General features: G+C 65.7%; 12 protein-coding genes and 1 tRNA gene. 6 read left to right on the top strand and 7 right to left on the bottom strand.

Annotated elements, in window-relative coordinates; all coding sequences use genetic code 11:
• Positions 1-475: 475 nt before the first annotated feature.
• The 3 genes from msrQ to LCM32_RS14140 form a co-directional block, all read right to left on the bottom strand.
• Entirely contained in the window at positions 476-1,093 is a 618-nt protein-coding gene (gene msrQ, locus LCM32_RS14150; RefSeq protein WP_224821721.1) for a protein-methionine-sulfoxide reductase heme-binding subunit MsrQ, read from the bottom strand.
• The gene (gene msrP, locus LCM32_RS14145) at positions 1,093-1,995 is read right to left on the bottom strand and encodes a protein-methionine-sulfoxide reductase catalytic subunit MsrP (protein WP_224821720.1); all 903 of its coding nucleotides are present in this window, start codon (positions 1,993-1,995) and stop codon (positions 1,093-1,095) included. The genes msrQ and msrP overlap by 1 nt, the downstream gene beginning before the upstream one ends.
• Before the next feature lie 76 nt (positions 1,996-2,071).
• Complete coding sequence (locus LCM32_RS14140) at positions 2,072-3,589, bottom strand: FMN-binding glutamate synthase family protein (protein ID WP_224821719.1); 1,518 nt, start codon at positions 3,587-3,589, stop codon at positions 2,072-2,074.
• Between the two features lie 121 nt (positions 3,590-3,710).
• Here LCM32_RS14140 and LCM32_RS14135 point away from each other — a divergent pair, with 121 nt between their 5' ends.
• Together LCM32_RS14135 and LCM32_RS14130 are read left to right on the top strand one after the other, a co-directional pair.
• On the top strand, positions 3,711-4,163 hold the full coding sequence (locus tag LCM32_RS14135; RefSeq protein WP_224821718.1) for a DUF302 domain-containing protein: 453 nt from the start codon (positions 3,711-3,713) through the stop codon (positions 4,161-4,163).
• A 399-nt stretch (positions 4,164-4,562) separates the two neighbouring features.
• Positions 4,563-5,063: a fasciclin domain-containing protein gene (locus tag LCM32_RS14130; protein WP_224821717.1), complete on the top strand. Its 501-nt coding sequence runs from the start codon at positions 4,563-4,565 to the stop codon at positions 5,061-5,063.
• A 99-nt stretch (positions 5,064-5,162) separates the two neighbouring features.
• Here LCM32_RS14130 and clpB read toward each other — a convergent pair whose 3' ends face one another.
• Entirely contained in the window at positions 5,163-7,784 is a 2,622-nt protein-coding gene (gene clpB / locus LCM32_RS14125; RefSeq protein WP_224821716.1) for an ATP-dependent chaperone ClpB, read from the bottom strand.
• Between the two features lie 208 nt (positions 7,785-7,992).
• Between clpB and pyrF the strand changes: the two genes are divergently transcribed.
• A complete protein-coding gene (gene pyrF / locus LCM32_RS14120) occupies positions 7,993-8,715 on the top strand; it encodes an orotidine-5'-phosphate decarboxylase (protein WP_224821715.1) in 723 nt (240 codons plus the stop codon).
• 477 nt (positions 8,716-9,192) lie between these two features.
• Here pyrF and LCM32_RS14115 read toward each other — a convergent pair whose 3' ends face one another.
• Positions 9,193-9,615 (bottom strand): NUDIX hydrolase, encoded by a 423-nt coding sequence (locus LCM32_RS14115; protein ID WP_224821714.1) that lies wholly within the window; start codon positions 9,613-9,615, stop codon positions 9,193-9,195.
• Between the two features lie 59 nt (positions 9,616-9,674).
• On the opposite strand from LCM32_RS14115, the gene LCM32_RS14110 reads away from it, so the two are divergent.
• Positions 9,675-10,928, top strand: a complete 1,254-nt coding sequence (locus tag LCM32_RS14110; RefSeq protein WP_224821713.1) for a DNA polymerase IV — start codon at positions 9,675-9,677, stop codon at positions 10,926-10,928.
• A gap of 28 nt (positions 10,929-10,956) precedes the next feature.
• Here LCM32_RS14110 and LCM32_RS14105 read toward each other — a convergent pair whose 3' ends face one another.
• Positions 10,957-11,820, bottom strand: coding sequence for an N-formylglutamate amidohydrolase (locus tag LCM32_RS14105; protein WP_224821712.1), 864 nt, complete (start codon positions 11,818-11,820; stop codon positions 10,957-10,959).
• Positions 11,821-11,968: 148 nt separating this feature from the next.
• On the opposite strand from LCM32_RS14105, the gene LCM32_RS14100 reads away from it, so the two are divergent.
• Positions 11,969-12,043: transfer RNA gene (locus LCM32_RS14100), tRNA-Val, on the top strand.
• A gap of 76 nt (positions 12,044-12,119) precedes the next feature.
• Complete coding sequence (gene ykgO / locus LCM32_RS14095) at positions 12,120-12,245, top strand: type B 50S ribosomal protein L36 (RefSeq protein WP_012177066.1); 126 nt, start codon at positions 12,120-12,122, stop codon at positions 12,243-12,245.
• Positions 12,246-12,422: 177 nt separating this feature from the next.
• Here ykgO and LCM32_RS14090 read toward each other — a convergent pair whose 3' ends face one another.
• On the bottom strand, positions 12,423-13,148 hold the full coding sequence (locus tag LCM32_RS14090) for an STAS/SEC14 domain-containing protein (RefSeq protein WP_224821711.1): 726 nt from the start codon (positions 13,146-13,148) through the stop codon (positions 12,423-12,425).
• Positions 13,149-13,271 lie beyond the last annotated feature (123 nt).

Raw genomic sequence — 13,271 nt, 5'->3', positions numbered from 1 at the left:
GCGCCCTAACTTGCGGCGCGCCCGCCCAGATGCCTCTCGAATTCCGTTCCGCCATCCCCGCAGTGGCTCTCGCCCCCGCGCCGTCCAGCGCCCCGTCAGCGCCTCAGCGCCGCCGGTGAAGGGGCTTTTACGGAGAGTGACGGTGACCCGCAAGAGGGATCTCGCCAGAAATCGCATCTTTTTTCCGGAAACCCCCTGAACACCATATTTTCAAGGACTTATGCCGCAAATTTTCTGATCCACGCCGCGTGTCGCCGGACTTACGAAGGGGCGCGGCGCAGCCTTCCGGAGGGGCAGCTTCCTACATCTGGGGTTACCCCCAGAGTTACCCACAAGAGTACCCACAGATGAGGCGAGTCAGTCGGGCGACTCGCGCGCTGAGACGGCCCCGACTCGCGTCCTGACTCGGACCGCGAGTCGGGAAACGGGCCGAAGCAGGTCTCCCCGCTCCGGCCCGAAATCTGTCGTGACCCGTTCACTCCCCCGGCAGGGGGGCGCGCTGTCGCCTGGGGCGACGCAGCCGGAGCGCGAGGAGAGCGACGATCGCCGCGAGGTAGAGAAGCGGCTCGATCTGGAAGCCCTTCACCAGCATCACGAAGTGCACCGCCCCCAGCAGCACCGCCGGATAGACGAGCTTGTGCAGCTTGCGCCAGCCGGACCCCATCCGCCGGATCGACCAGTTGTTGGAGGTCAGGGCCAGCGGCAGCAACAGGACGAAGGCCGCCATGCCGATGGTGATGTAGGGCCGCTTGAGGATGTCGGCGACGATCTGGCTGGGAATCTGCACGTCCAGCACCAACCAGATGAGCAGGTGCAGCAGGATATAGAAGAAGGCCAGCAGGCCGATGGCACGGCGGTATTTCACCAAGCGGAGCCCGACGAAGCGTTGCAGCGGCGTGATGGCCAGCCCGGCGATGAGCAGCCAGAGGCCCCATTCGCCCATCTGGTGCTCCATCTCCTTGACCGGGTCGACGCCAAGCTGGCCGGCGAACCCCGCCCAGATCAGCCAGACCGGCGGCAGGGCCCCGAGGAGATAGAGGGGCCATGCCGGGACACGCCGCGTGGCACGGTTGAGGCGATCGACAAGCGCCATCAGTAGTTCTTCTGCAGGTCCATGCCGCTATAGAGGCTGGCGACCTCGTCATAGCCGTTGAACATCTCGGTCTCCTGCCGCGAGCCGAAGAGGCCCGCGCCGATGACCCGTTCGGTGGCCTGGGACCAGCGCGGATGGTTCACCTGCGGGTTCACGTTGCTGTAGAAGCCGTACTCCCGGTGGTTGGCGTCCTTCCAGCTGGTGAAGGGCTGCTCGTCCTGCAGGGTGATCCGAACGATCGACTTGATCGACTTGAAGCCATACTTCCACGGCACCACGAGGCGCAGCGGCGCGCCGTTCTGGTTCGGCAGCTCCTTCCCGTAGAGGCCGGTCGCCACGAGGGTCAGCGGATGCATCGCCTCGTCGAGGCGCAGCCCCTCGCGGTAGGGCCAGTCGAGGACGGGATAGCGCACACCGGGCATCTCATCCGGGCGCAGCGCGGTCTCGAAGGCCACGTATTTCGCACCGGACTGGACGCCGACCCGTTCCAGCAGCTTGCCCAGTTCGAAGCCGTTCCACGGGATAACCATGGACCAGGCCTCGACACAGCGCAGGCGATAGATCCGCTCCTCGATCTGCTGGCTGGAGAGGATGTCGTCGAGCGCATAGTCGCCCGGCTTATCCACCATGCCGTCGATCTTGACAGTCCAGGGCTTCACGGTCAGCGAGCCCGCGTTCCGGGCAGGGTCTTCCTTGCCGGTGCCGAACTCGTAGTAGTTGTTGTAGTTGGTGATCTCTTCCAGCGTGTTCGGCGTCAGCCCCGAGGGGGCTGCGAACGCCGGCCCCGCGATGGAGCCGACGCCGAGGCCAAGCGCCCCCGCCATGATCTGACGGCGGTTGAGGTACATCTCTTCGGGCGTGACGTCGCAGTCGCGGAAACGCCCCTTCCAGATCCGGGCCATGGTTCGGCTCCCCTGTGGTTGCTTCCCTATACTCTTCGTATACGGCACAGGAGGCGTTACAGATGCCCCGCGCACCTCACATCTTTGTGGTCGCGCTGTAACCCGGGCCCTTTTCCGGCATCACCGAGGGGCGCAGCTTGTTCATCGGGATGCTCTCGCCATTGGCCTGCACGATGCGCACATGGCGCCGCCGCATCAGGCGCGGTTCGGCCACGCCGACGGAATGGGCGATCATCTCGACTTCCTTGATCACCTGCTTGGCGTAGTTGGCGACCTTCTCGTACTTCTGTTCTACCACGAGACCGCGCTGAAGGTGCGGATCATGTGTGGTGATCCCCGTGGGGCAGGTGTTCTTGTTGCACTTCAGCGCCTGAATGCAGCCGAGCGCGAACATGAAGCCCCGGGCCGAGGTGACGATATCCGCGCCTGCGCAGATCGCCCAGGCCACGTCCCCCGGGTTCACCAGCTTGCCCGAGGCGATGATGCGGATGCGCTCCTTCAGCCCGTAGCGGTCGCGCATGTCGACGATCCGGGGCAGCGCCTCGCGGATCTGCATGCCGACAAGATCCATCAGCGGCATTGGCGCGGCCCCGGTGCCGCCCTCGCCGCCGTCGATGGTGATGAAGTCGGGGGCGCAGTCCGGCCCGCGTTCGAGGATCATCTCGAAGAGCTCCTCGTAGGCGTCGGAGGAGCCGATCACCGTCTTGAAGCCCACCGGGCGGCCCGTCACCTCGCGAATGTGGCCGATCATGTCGAGCAGCTGGCCGAAGTCCGCGATGTCGAGGTGCCGGTTGGGCGAAATCGAATCCTGCCCCACCGCGATGCCACGGATTCGGGACACTTCCTCGTCCACCTTGGCGCCGGGCAGGATGCCGCCCTTGCCCGGTTTCGCCCCCTGCGCCAGCTTCAGCTCGAACATCTTGACCTGCGGGTGCGCCGCAACCTGCCGCAGCTTCTCGTCGTTCAGACGGCCCTCGGCGTCGCGCACCCCGTATTTCGCGGTGCCGATCTGGTAGACGATGTCGCAGTTGGCCTCCTCGTGGTACGGGCTCAGCCCGCCCTCGCCGGTGTTCAGCCACATGCCGGCCTTGGCGGCGCCACGGCTCAGCGCCTCGATCGCGGGGCGCGAGATGGCGCCATAGGACATGCCGGAGATATTGAAGATCGAATGCGCCATATAGGGCATCCGCGCGGTCGGCCCGATCTCCATCGGCTGCGAGGCGGCAAACTGGTCATCCAGCGGCGGGAAGGCCGAGTTCACGAAGATCGTCGTGCCGGGAATCGTCAGGTTGCGGGTCGAGCCGAAGGCGATCGTGTTCCCCACGCCCTTGCCCGCATGGTACACCCAGTCCCGCTGCGCCCGGTTGAAGGGCATTTCCTCGCGGTCCATGGCAAAGAAGTACTGTCGGAAGAATTCGCCCAGCTTGGTGAACAGCCCGCGGAACCGACCGATGACGGGATAGTTCCGAAGGATCGCATCGTCCGATTGCCAGCGGTCGATGACGTACATCCCGACCGCGAGCAGCGCCGCAAACCCGATTGCTAGGATGAAGAACAGCGCGAGGTATTCCAGCGCGCTTCCTGCGAAATCCATGACACACTCCCTCTGGGGTCTTCGGGCCGGGCCCGATTTGTCACCTCAACAACGGGACCAGACTGCGATTATATAGTGACAGCGGCAAGTAACCTGCCGCGAAAATTCGGAGGAGGTTCCCATGAAACTGTCAGGGATGATCGGTGGCGCGCTTTTGCTGGCGCTTCCGGCCCTGCCCGCCGTGGCGGAGGGGCTGATCAGTTACACGACGCAGGAGAGCTTTGAAGACGTGGTCTTCGGGCTGGAGAATGCGATCATCGACGAGGGACTGGTGGTCGACGGCACCAGCCACGTGGGCGAGATGCTGGCGCGGACCCGCGCCGACGTCGGCTCGGACGTCGAGATCTTCAAGGCGGCGGATGTCTATTCCTTCTGCTCGGCCGCGCTGTCGCGCAAGGTGATGGAAGCGGACCCGATGAACATCCGCTTCTGCCCCTACGATATCTTCGTGGCGGTGAAGGCAGACACGCCGGAGGAGACGATCATCGGCTACCGCGCCTTCCCCGAAGGCCCCATGAAGGAGGTCGAGGCCCTGCTGGACCGCATCGCCCGCAACGCGATCGGGATGGACTGAGCCTCAAGGCCGGGCGTCAGGCCGACGGCCACACGAGACGGTCACATGAGATGAAAGGCCAGCGCCCGCCCCGGGGCGGGCGTGGTGCCCTCTTTTGCCGCGTCCACGCAGGCACCGGCTTCTAGTCGCCGCAGCAGCGGACCGACCCGCATTTTTCCGCGCCGAAACGGCGCCAAGCATTTCACATCACGAAATAATTCGAAAAAGCGGCTCACTGCGGATCACATGAAAACACTGCATCGTGACTGGAAATCCCGACGGGCCCCGGCTTGACGCGAAAGCGCCGCGCGTCAACACCGCTTCGCGATTTCTTGAGGGTGATCCGGTCCCGCCCCCGCCGGGTATCCCGTTCACTGACGCCGATGACGGTGCAGACAACCAGAACATGGAGATATCAAGATGATCCGCCGTAGCTTTATCGCCCTCGCCACCGTTGCCTCGCTGACCGCGCCCACCGCCCTGCTCGCCGATAACCACATGGGCAAGAAGGACATTGTCGACACCGCCACCGCAGCCGGCGATTTCGGCACCCTGCTGGCCGCAGCCGAAGCCGCCGGTCTTGTCGAGACCCTGAAAGGGGACGGCCCGTTCACGGTCTTCGCGCCCACCGACGAGGCCTTCGCCGCCCTCCCCGAAGGCACCGTCGACAGCCTTCTCCTGCCCGAGAACAAGGACAAGCTGACCGAGATCCTGACCTACCACGTCGTGCCGGGCGAAGTGATGTCCGGTGACCTGACCGACGGCATGATGGCCGCCACCGTGGAAGGCGAAGAGATCGAGATCTCGCTGGGGGACAGCGTGATGGTCGACGAGGCCACCGTGGTGATGCCCGACGTGGAAGCCTCCAACGGCGTGATCCACGTGATCGACTCGGTGCTGATGCCCGACGCCGCGATGTAAGCGCCGCTTCGGTGCGCGGGGCCCCTGCCCCGCACCCGGACATGATAAACCCCGCCGGATCGCTCCGGCGGGGTTTGGTGTTCTGCGCTGACGCGGCCCTTAGTGGACCACTGCGTCCTCCGGCTTGTCGCGGTTGGTGGCGCCCAGCTTCTCGCCCAGCAGCAGCCCTTCGGCCCCCGCCGTGACGGGAATGGTGTCACCGTCCTTCACGTCGCCCGCCAGCAGCAGCTCCGCCAGCGGATCCTGCAACGCACGCTGGATGACCCGTTTCAGCGGCCGCGCCCCGAACACCGGGTCGTAGCCTTCGTCGGCCAGCCATTTCCTCGCGCCCTCGTCCAGCGCCAGATGGATCTTGCGACCCGCGAGGCGTTTTTCGAGACGACCCAGCTGGATCGTGACGATCCCGTCCATGTCCGCCCGGGCCAGCCGGTCGAAGACGATGATCTCGTCCAGACGGTTGAGGAACTCGGGCCGGAAGTGGGCCTTCACCGCATCCATCACGTCGCGTTTGGCATCCGCCGCATCGGCCCCTTCGGGCAGCTGGCTCAGCGCCTGTGCCCCGAGGTTCGAGGTCAGCACGATGAGCGTCTGCTTGAAGTCGACCCGACGGCCCTGGCCATCGGTCAGCACACCATCGTCCAGAACCTGCAGCAGCACGTTGAAGACATCCGGGTGCGCCTTCTCGACCTCGTCGAAGAGGACGACCTGATAGGGACGCCGCCGCACGGCTTCGGTCAGGACACCGCCTTCGTCATAGCCGACGTATCCCGGCGGGGCACCGATCAGACGGGCGACCGAGTGTTTCTCCATGAACTCCGACATGTCGATGCGGACCATCGCGTTGTCGTCGTCGAACAGGAACTCGGCCACGGCCTTGGTCAGTTCGGTCTTACCCACGCCGGTCGGCCCGAGGAAGAGGAACGAACCCAACGGACGGTTCTCGTCGTTGAGACCCGCACGCGCCCGACGCACGGCATTCGCCACCGCCCGGACCGCCGCGTTCTGGCCGATGACCCGCTTATGCAGGCCGTCTTCCATGCGCAGCAGCTTCTCGCGCTCGCCCTCCAGCATCTTGGCCGTGGGAATGCCCGTCCAGCGTTCGACCACTTGCGCGATCTGCTCCGGACGCACGGCTTCCTCGACCATGACGCCACCTTCGGCTTCCGCCGCCTCGGCCTCGCCCAGCTGTTTTTCCAGCTGCGGGATCACGCCGTAGGACAGCTCACCGGCTTTCGCCAGATCCCCGTTCCGCTTGGCGATCTCCAGATCCGCGCGGGCGCGGTCCAGCTGTTCCTTCAGCTCGCGGGCCCCGGCCAGCTTGTCGCGTTCGGCCTGCCACTTGGCGGTCATCTCGTCCGAGCGGTCCTGCAGGTCGGCCAGCTCCTTCTCGAGTGTCTCGAGACGGTCGCGGGAGGCCGCGTCATCCTCGAGCTTGAGCGCCTCGACCTCGATCTGCATCTGCAGGATCTGCCGGTCGAGCTGGTCCAGCTCTTCGGGCTTGCTGTCGACTTCCATCCGCAGGCGGCTGGCGGCCTCGTCCACGAGGTCGATGGCCTTGTCGGGCAGGAACCGGTCCGTGATGTAGCGGTTCGAGAGCGTCGCGGCCGCCACAAGGGCGCTGTCCGAGATCCGCACGCCGTGGTGCAGCTCGTACTTCTCCTTGATGCCCCGCAGGATCGAGATCGTGTCCTCGACCGTGGGTTCGCTGACCATCACCGGCTGGAACCGGCGGGCAAGGGCGGCGTCCTTCTCGACGTACTTGCGGTATTCGTCGAGCGTGGTGGCCCCGATGCAGTGCAGTTCCCCCCGGGCAAGCGCAGGCTTGATCAGGTTGGCCGCATCCATCGCGCCATCGGTCTTCCCGGCGCCGACGAGCGTGTGCATCTCGTCGATGAAGAGGATCACTTCACCCGCCGCGGATTCGATCTCCGACAGGATGGATTTCAGCCGTTCCTCGAATTCGCCACGGTACTTGGCCCCGGCGATCAGCGCGCCCATGTCCAGCGCCAGCAGGCGCTTGTTGCGCAGGGACTCCGGCACGTCGCCGTTGACGATGCGCAGGGCCAGACCCTCGGCAATCGCCGTTTTACCGACGCCGGGTTCCCCGATCAGGACCGGGTTGTTCTTGGTCCGGCGCGACAGCACCTGCATCGAGCGACGGATTTCATCGTCGCGCCCGATGATCGGGTCGATCTTGCCTTCCTCGGCGGCCTTGGTCAGGTCGCGGGCGTATTTCTCCAGCGCCTCGAAGGTATCCTCGGCATTCGCGCTGTCGGCCGTGCGGCCCTTGCGGATGTCGTTGATCGCCTCGTTCAGGCTCTGAGCCGAGACCTTGCCGGCCTCCAGCGCGTCCTTGGCCGGGCTCTTCACCAGCGCAAGCGCCGTCAGCAGCCGTTCGACGGGGACAAACGAGTCCTTCGCCTTCTCGGCCAGCTTCTCGGCCTCGCCCAGGACCTTGGCGGTCTGGCTGTCCATGTAGATCTGGCCGGCGTCGCCGGTCACCTGCGGAATTTTCTTCAGCGCGATCTCGACCTGCTGCTGCACCCGCTTGGCGTCGCCGCCGGCGCGGTTGATCAGGTTGGAGGCGAGACCTTCACTGTCATCCATCAGGGCCTTGAGCAGATGCTCGGGCGCCAGTTTCTGATGGCTCTCCCGCATCGCAATGGTCTGGGCGGCCTGAAGAAAACCGCGCGACCGTTCCGTGAACTTTTCCATGTTCATCGGTAAACTCCTTCCTCAATAGCACCCCTCGTTCGAAACGCCCGCTTGGCGGCGCGCTCCCGTTCGGGGCCTCGATAGACAAGATGGGGGAGCGTCGCGGGCTTTCCAAGATGTCCCGCCGCACAAACTGTGGTTTTTTTGCCGCACCCCGATCTTGCCGGGGATCGGCACACTCTATATACTCGGGAAAATCGCAGGAGACCTCCCAATGACCGCAGATGACCGCCTGATCGTCGCTCTCGACGTACCCGATGCCCTGTCCGGGTTGCAGCTTGCCGAGACGATCGGCGACGCCGTGAGTTTCTACAAGATCGGCCTCGGGATGCTGACCGGCGGGGGCCTCGCGCTCGCCAACGAGCTCAAGCAGGAGCACGGCAAGCGCATCTTCCTTGACATGAAGCTCTTCGACATCGGCGCGACGGTGGAAAACGCCGTGCGTGGCCTGGCGGCCTTCGACCTCGACTTCCTCACGGTGCACGGCGACCCGCATGTGGTGCGCGCGGCCAAGGAAGGCGCGGGCGCCTCGCAGACCAAGATCCTCGCCGTCACCATCCTGACCTCGCTGGAGCGCTCCGACCTCGACGATGGCCTGATGAAGGCGGGCGACGTGCGCGACATCGTCATCGAACGCGCGGCCAAGGCCTTCGAGGCCGGGGCCGACGGGATCATCGCCTCGCCGCAGGAAGCGGCTGCGATCCGCGCCCTGCCGCAGGCCGAGGGCCGGCTGATCGTGACGCCGGGCGTGCGCCCGCTGGGGGCCGACAAGGGCGACCAGAAGCGGATCGCGACGCCGTCGCTGGCGATCAAGGATGGCGTGGACCACATCGTGGTGGGCCGCCCGATCTGGCGCGCAGAAGACCCGCGCGCAGCCGCTCAGGCGATCCAGCGCGAAATCGCGGATGCCTGGAAGACCAACGCCTCCTTCGCGTGAGCGCTCGGGACATGTCGTGAGAGGGGCCGCGCTTGCGGCCCTTTTTCTTTGGCGTGGGACTGGATGGCTTCGCAAGACACCCGGTCGAGTATCAGCGCAGGCCCTACCCCAAGTCGCTATCACCTCTCCGCATTTGCCAAGTGCCGCCCGCGCGGGACAAGGCCGCAGGCCGCCGCGCATCGCCGGCGCGCGCCCACGCGGCGGCGATTTGGTGAGGCTGGGCGGTCCCTTGAGAGGGAGGGACGAGCTTGGCCGGGATAAAGTGGAGTCCAGAAAGGTTCGGATCGCCTCCGCGCGCGCCGTCGATCCGCGGCTTCGCGTCTGGGGTCGGCCAGGCCCGAGTAGCTTTGCGCTGATGTGGCGAAGGGATTAGCGGCTAACCTAGGGGAGAGATGATCAAGCTGTCTTCGCGGCACATTCGGCGGACGCGCCTCCTCCCATTTCAGGCATCAGCCCACCGCTTGCCCGCTCCACCCCTCAAGCCGCCCGCTGGCTCGCAAGGTAATCCAACAGGTACCCCCTGAAATGCGGGATCGCGTCGGGATGCGCGAGGTAGGCATCCGGGGACATCAGCTCCCAGCCCTGCCCCTCGTCGCCCAGAACCACATCATCCACCCGCCAGTCCTCGATCTGCGCCACGAAGAACCAGACCCGCCCATGGGGCCGCTCGTAGCTGCGCCGCCAGATCAGAACCGTATCGGGCAGGTCGAGCGAGACCTCCTCCAGCGTCTCGCGCAGGGCGCAGGCCTCGGGGCCTTCGTCGCCTTCGCGCCCGCCACCGGGGAAATCGAGGAAATCCGGCCAGGGAATGTCGTCCCGGTCATCACGCCGGATGACAAGCAGCTCCTCGCCGAGGAACAGCGCCAGCTTGGCGCCCACGAATCCGGTGTCACTCTCCATGGCGCCAATGTAAGATGGGTTTGCGAAACATCCATGGACCCGCGCACGCTTTTCGTCCGATGCCAGCCCTTTGCCGCGATTGCCTCACGCCCTTCGAACAGGGCACCTCCTGCCCCGTCTGCCGGTCCCGGCGGGTGGTGTCGCATGCAGAGCTGAACACGCTGACCATCGCGCATATGGACTGCGACGCCTTCTATGCCTCGGTCGAGAAACGCGACAATCCCGAGCTGGCCGCCAAGCCGGTGATCATCGGCGGCGGGCGGCGCGGCGTGGTCTCCACCGCCTGCTACATCGCGCGGATTCGCGGCGTCCGCTCGGCCATGCCGATGTTCCAGGCGCTCAAGCTCTGCCCCGACGCGGTGGTGATCAAGCCGCGGATGAGCCGCTACGTCGAGGTCTCCCGCGCGATCCGCGCCATGATGGAGGAGATGACCCCCGCCATCGAGCCGCTCTCGCTGGACGAGGCCTTCCTTGACCTGACCGGCACAGAAAAGCTCCACGGCGTGCCGCCGGCCACGATGCTGGCCCGCCTCGTGCGGCGCATGCGGGACGAGCTGGGGGTGACCGGCTCCATCGGGCTCAGCCACAACAAGTTCCTCGCCAAGGTGGCCAGCGACCTCGACAAGCCGCACGGGTTTTCCGTCATCGGCACGGCGGAGACGGCCGAGTTCCTGCGTGAGAAGCCGGTGCGGCTGATCTGGGGCGTGGGCACTGCCACGCAGGCCGCGCTGGAGAAAGCGGGCATCCGCACCTTCTCAGACCTTCTGCGGTGGGACCGGCAGGACCTGCACGCGCGATTCGGCTCCATGGGCGACCGGCTCTATTTCCTCGCCCGTGGCGAGGACCGGCGCCGGGTCTCGGCCCATAACCCGGTGAAGTCGATCTCGAACGAGACGACCTTCTTCGAGGACACCGCCAGCCACGACATCCTCGACGGCCACCTCTGGCGCCTGTCCGAGAAGGTTTCGGACCGGGCCAAGGCCAAGCAGATGGCCGGCCGCGTGGTGACGTTGAAGCTGAAGCGGGCGAACCACGCCACGCTGACCCGGCGCATCTCGCTGCCCGATGCGACGCAGATGGCGGATGTGATCTATCGCAGGGCGCGCGCGCTCTACGACGGTGTCGGCGACGAGGGCCCCTACCGCCTGATCGGCGTCGGCATCAGCGAGCTGGTGCCCGAGGCACAGGCCGATCTCTCCGCCGATCTGCTGGACCCGGAGGCCGGGCGGCGCAGCAAGGCCGAACGGGCGACCGACAGTATCCGCGCGCGATTCGGGCCCGATGCGATCGTGAAGGGACGCGCCCTGCGCTGAGGGCACGATTCGGGAAACTCTCGGGGGTTTACTCCGCCGCCAGCGGCATCTCGCGCTTGCGGCCGATCTCGGCGATGTCCTGCGCCACCTGCCGCAGCAGGCGCTGCACCGCGCGGAAGTTGGCGTTGGGGCGGATCATCTGCTCGTTCATGTAGATCGAGCGGTCGATCTCGATCTGCACCGCATGCTGGCGCCGCGAGGGCCGCCCGTAATGCTGGGTCATGTAGGCGCCTGCGAAGGGCGCATTGCGCACCACCGTCAGACCGGCATCCTGAAGCGCATGTTCGATCCGGTCCACGATGGCCCCGTCCGCCGAGGCGCCGAATCGATCGCCCAGCACCACGTCGGGGCGGCGCGCGCCGCTGCGGGCGATACAATCCACCGCCTCGTGCGGCATGGAATGGCAATCCACCAGAATCGCCTCGCCGAAGAGCGCATGGCTGCGATCCAGCAGGCTTTGAAGGGCAGAGTGATAGGGTTTCCAGTGCCGGGCGAGCCGTTCATGCGCCTCTTCCAGCGTGATCTTGCCCGAATAGATCGCCCGCCCGTTTGAAACGACGCGGGGAATCACCCCGAGGCCAGAGGCGATGCGCGGGTTGTGGGCCTGACGGCGCACGCCCTCGATCACCGCCGGATCCAGCTCTTCCTGCGCGCGATTCAGATCGACATAGGCTCGGGGCACCTTCGCGGTCAGCAACTGCGCGCCAAAGTCCGTCGCACAGGCGATAAGATCGTCGACGAAGGCGTCTTCGGACGAGCGGATCGTGAAGGGATCAAGCACCGAGCGGCGCAAAAACGCGCGTGGATAGTCCCGCCCGGAATGGGGCGAGGCGAAAATGACGCTCGTCGTGATCGCTTCAGGTTCGAAAATCTGGAAGGAATCGGCGGTCATAGGCAATCCTCGTTGCGTCATGATAGGCAGAAAAAGAAACTCGCCAAAACCCCCTTGATCCCCGCTGAGAGTCCTTTTATAGACCTCCAAACCGGCGCGGACCTCCGCGCCCTTTCACTTGAAGGGGCAGGGGAAAACGCAGGTAAGTGGGCGGTTAGCTCAGCGGTAGAGCACTTCGTTGACATCGAAGGGGTCACAAGTTCGATCCTTGTACCGCCCACCAGAATTCACCGGCACATCCCCGGATGTGTCACCCGCGAAAACAGGCGCTCGCCGCGCCGCGAAATGAGGAGAAGGCCATGAAGGTCAAGAACTCGCTCCGCTCGCTGAAGCAGCGTCACCGCGACTGCCGCGTCGTGCGCCGCAAGGGCCGCGTCTATGTGATCAACAAGACGCAGCGCCGGTTCAAAGCTCGCCAGGGCTGAACCGCGACACAGCGGAAATGGTTTAAAGGCCGTCCTTCGGGGCGGCCTTTTCCTTTGTCGGGCGACGACTTCGGCGCCCTACGTCTCCATGGCCCGGGCCGAATCGTTCTCCGGCCCCGCGTCGCGACTCGCGCCGAGGGCGGGCCTCTCCCCCGCGCACAGGGGAGAGTGGCCGGTTCAGGACAGCAACCAGGCCTTGCCTGCCTCGAAGTCATCCTCGTCGAAGTACTTCGTCTTCGCGTCGAGGAACTGCGACATCAGCCCTTCGGCCATACGCATCCACGCGGCATCGCCCACGACGGCCACGCGCGACGGCTGCTTGTGGTGCGATTTCACCAGCGACAGGTGCTGCCCCAGCGCCGACATCCCCTGCCAGCCGTCGAACTCCCGCAGGTCCAGCAGCAGGCGGAACCGCCCGGCCTTGGCCGTCCATGCGTCCAGATCGGCGGTCTTCTCCTCGTAGACCTTGCTGTCGAGCTTGCCGAGGAGGCGAATCATCAGGGCATCCTCGCCGATCTCTTCCATGTGGAAGGCCCCCAGCGATTCGCGCAGCCAGCGGCGCGCCTCGTCGACCTCCTCAAGGTCGAAGGTCTTCACCGGGCAGGGCATGGCGAAGCCGAACAGCTTCACCGAGCCTGCGAGCATCTCGCTGTCGGTGACGACGGCGACCCGGTCAAAGCCCGACCAGTGCCGCATGCCCAGCCGGGCATCGGCCCACATGGCCCCGGCGGAATAGCCTTCGAACCCGGGCCCGACCTGGTAGAGCAGGCGTACCTTGTCCTCGCCCGCCAGCGCCTTCTCCACCGCAGGGATCAGAACCGACTCGTAGTCCTGTTCCGTCACCCGGCCGGTGGCGCGGATTTCCATGATGCCTTCAGGGGTGGTTTCCGTGATCTCGATCATCTGCGACCTCCTTCGCATAGGGCGCACCGCAGCGCGCCTGCGTTAAGAGATAGGCATTCCCCCGCCCGATTTCAGCGGACGCGACGTTTCGCCCCCGGCGCCCGGCCCCGGCTGTTGTCATGC

It is taken from the genome of Pseudooceanicola nanhaiensis (genome assembly GCF_020171315.1).
GTDB lineage: Bacteria > Pseudomonadota > Alphaproteobacteria > Rhodobacterales > Rhodobacteraceae > Pseudooceanicola > Pseudooceanicola nanhaiensis_A.
This window is presented reverse-complemented; position numbering and strand designations above follow the sequence as displayed.

Coding starts and splice junctions, on each gene's coding strand:
- msrQ (WP_224821721.1), bottom strand. CDS start 1,093: ATGGCGCTTGTCGATCGCCTCAACCGTGCCACGCGGCGTGTCCCGGCA.
- msrP (WP_224821720.1), bottom strand. CDS start 1,995: ATGGCCCGGATCTGGAAGGGGCGTTTCCGCGACTGCGACGTCACGCCC.
- LCM32_RS14140 (WP_224821719.1), bottom strand. CDS start 3,589: ATGGATTTCGCAGGAAGCGCGCTGGAATACCTCGCGCTGTTCTTCATC.
- LCM32_RS14135 (WP_224821718.1), top strand. CDS start 3,711: ATGAAACTGTCAGGGATGATCGGTGGCGCGCTTTTGCTGGCGCTTCCG.
- LCM32_RS14130 (WP_224821717.1), top strand. CDS start 4,563: ATGATCCGCCGTAGCTTTATCGCCCTCGCCACCGTTGCCTCGCTGACC.
- clpB (WP_224821716.1), bottom strand. CDS start 7,784: ATGAACATGGAAAAGTTCACGGAACGGTCGCGCGGTTTTCTTCAGGCC.
- pyrF (WP_224821715.1), top strand. CDS start 7,993: ATGACCGCAGATGACCGCCTGATCGTCGCTCTCGACGTACCCGATGCC.
- LCM32_RS14115 (WP_224821714.1), bottom strand. CDS start 9,615: ATGGAGAGTGACACCGGATTCGTGGGCGCCAAGCTGGCGCTGTTCCTC.
- LCM32_RS14110 (WP_224821713.1), top strand. CDS start 9,675: ATGCCAGCCCTTTGCCGCGATTGCCTCACGCCCTTCGAACAGGGCACC.
- LCM32_RS14105 (WP_224821712.1), bottom strand. CDS start 11,820: ATGACCGCCGATTCCTTCCAGATTTTCGAACCTGAAGCGATCACGACG.
- ykgO (WP_012177066.1), top strand. CDS start 12,120: ATGAAGGTCAAGAACTCGCTCCGCTCGCTGAAGCAGCGTCACCGCGAC.
- LCM32_RS14090 (WP_224821711.1), bottom strand. CDS start 13,148: ATGATCGAGATCACGGAAACCACCCCTGAAGGCATCATGGAAATCCGC.